Source organism: Cryobacterium sp. MLB-32, from assembly GCF_000738085.1.
In the GTDB taxonomy this organism is placed as follows: domain Bacteria; phylum Actinomycetota; class Actinomycetes; order Actinomycetales; family Microbacteriaceae; genus Cryobacterium.
Map to the genome: position 1 here is coordinate 1 of NZ_JPRS01000476.1, position 1,237 is coordinate 1,237.

At 56.8% G+C, this 1,237-nt stretch carries 2 protein-coding genes; both read left to right on the top strand.

Annotated features, from left to right (window positions below):
- Window positions 1-527 precede the first annotated feature (527 nt).
- Window positions 528-779: a type II toxin-antitoxin system Phd/YefM family antitoxin gene (locus JF66_RS19470; RefSeq protein ID WP_035880540.1), complete on the top strand. Its 252-nt coding sequence runs from the start codon at window positions 528-530 to the stop codon at window positions 777-779.
- On the top strand, window positions 776-1,081 hold the full coding sequence (locus JF66_RS19475) for a Txe/YoeB family addiction module toxin (RefSeq protein WP_081882515.1): 306 nt from the start codon (window positions 776-778) through the stop codon (window positions 1,079-1,081). Before JF66_RS19470 ends, JF66_RS19475 begins: the two co-directional genes overlap by 4 nt.
- The last annotated feature ends 156 nt before the right edge of the window (window positions 1,082-1,237 follow it).

Consider the following 1,237-nt stretch of genomic DNA (forward strand, 5'->3'; position numbering starts at 1 on the left):
TTTATCTCCCATGAAATGAAACTTGACTCCAAGTAGATATCCCAAACTCACGTGTTACTCACACGAATGCTTTGAGGCAGATACAGAAAAAGACCCCGTCCAACTGGACGGGGTCTTTTGTTTTGCCGTTTGGAATCAAGCCGTTAGTGCTTTCGGCATGAGGTTGTCGAGCGCGCCCGCACCTGCATCGTCGACCGTGTTGATGTACTTCACATAGTGCGTGTACAGCACAGACGTTCCGTGGCCGTGGCCCAGATACTTCGCAGCGCACTGAACACAAGACCTGGTTCGACGCCCAGGTCTCGTTCGCCCTGACCTGGAGGCCTTTCCCTGAGATCCTGGGATCGGAACAGATGAACGCATCGCACCCTCCATCGGGCATCGACTGCCGACGGCCTCCCACCGCGCAATGCTCGATGGAGGGAATGGCATTTGGGAACGGCTCACGCGACGATCGTGGAGCTGTGGGTGCATCTTGTAGTCGCAACCAAGGTGACGTACAATTTTCTGTACGTGAAAGGATCCCAATGCGAACTATGACATATTCAGAATCCCGGGCGAAGTACGCCGAGACACTCTCAGCGGTGGTGGATGACCGAGAAGAAGTTGTTATCACTCGTGCAGGTCACGAACCCGTGGTCATCGTCTCGCTCGACGACTACGAGTCGCTCAAGGAAACCGCCTATCTGCTGAAGAACCCTGCGAACGCGCGCCGTCTCCTCGGCTCGATCGAGCGACTCGAGGCTGGCCACGGCACGCAGCACGACCTTGACGAATGAAGTTGATCTGGGACGAGGATGCCTGGGACGACTACTGCTGGTGGCAGACGCAAGACCGCAAGATTCTCAAGCGCATCAATGCGCTCCTGAGCGACGTTAGTCGCAACGGCAATGAAGGCATCGGAAAACCCGAACCCCTCAAGCACGGCTTCCACGGGTATTGGTCACGTCGGATCACAGACGAACATCGTCTGATCTACAAGGTCGAGAACGACGAAGTCCGTATCGCCGGATGTCGATTGTTGTCCGTCGCGTTGTTTGACGGTGGCGGCGTCAACTCCCGTGACGATGCCGGGGTCTGAAAAAGCCCCGCCGGAGGATTCCGGCGGGGCTTTCATCGTCAGGCTGACGGCGTAATCGTCAACGGTGACGCGGGTTTACTCGCTGTTCTCGGTGATCGCTGATTGCGCCGCGGCCAGATCGACGATCGCCTTATCGGCAGCATAGGTCGCGATCAA

Bases quoted from the DNA above. Each gene is read 5' to 3' on its own strand.
- JF66_RS19470 (WP_035880540.1), top strand. From the start codon at position 528: ATGCGAACTATGACATATTCAGAATCCCGGGCGAAGTACGCCGAGACA.
- JF66_RS19475 (WP_081882515.1), top strand. From the start codon at position 776: ATGAAGTTGATCTGGGACGAGGATGCCTGGGACGACTACTGCTGGTGG.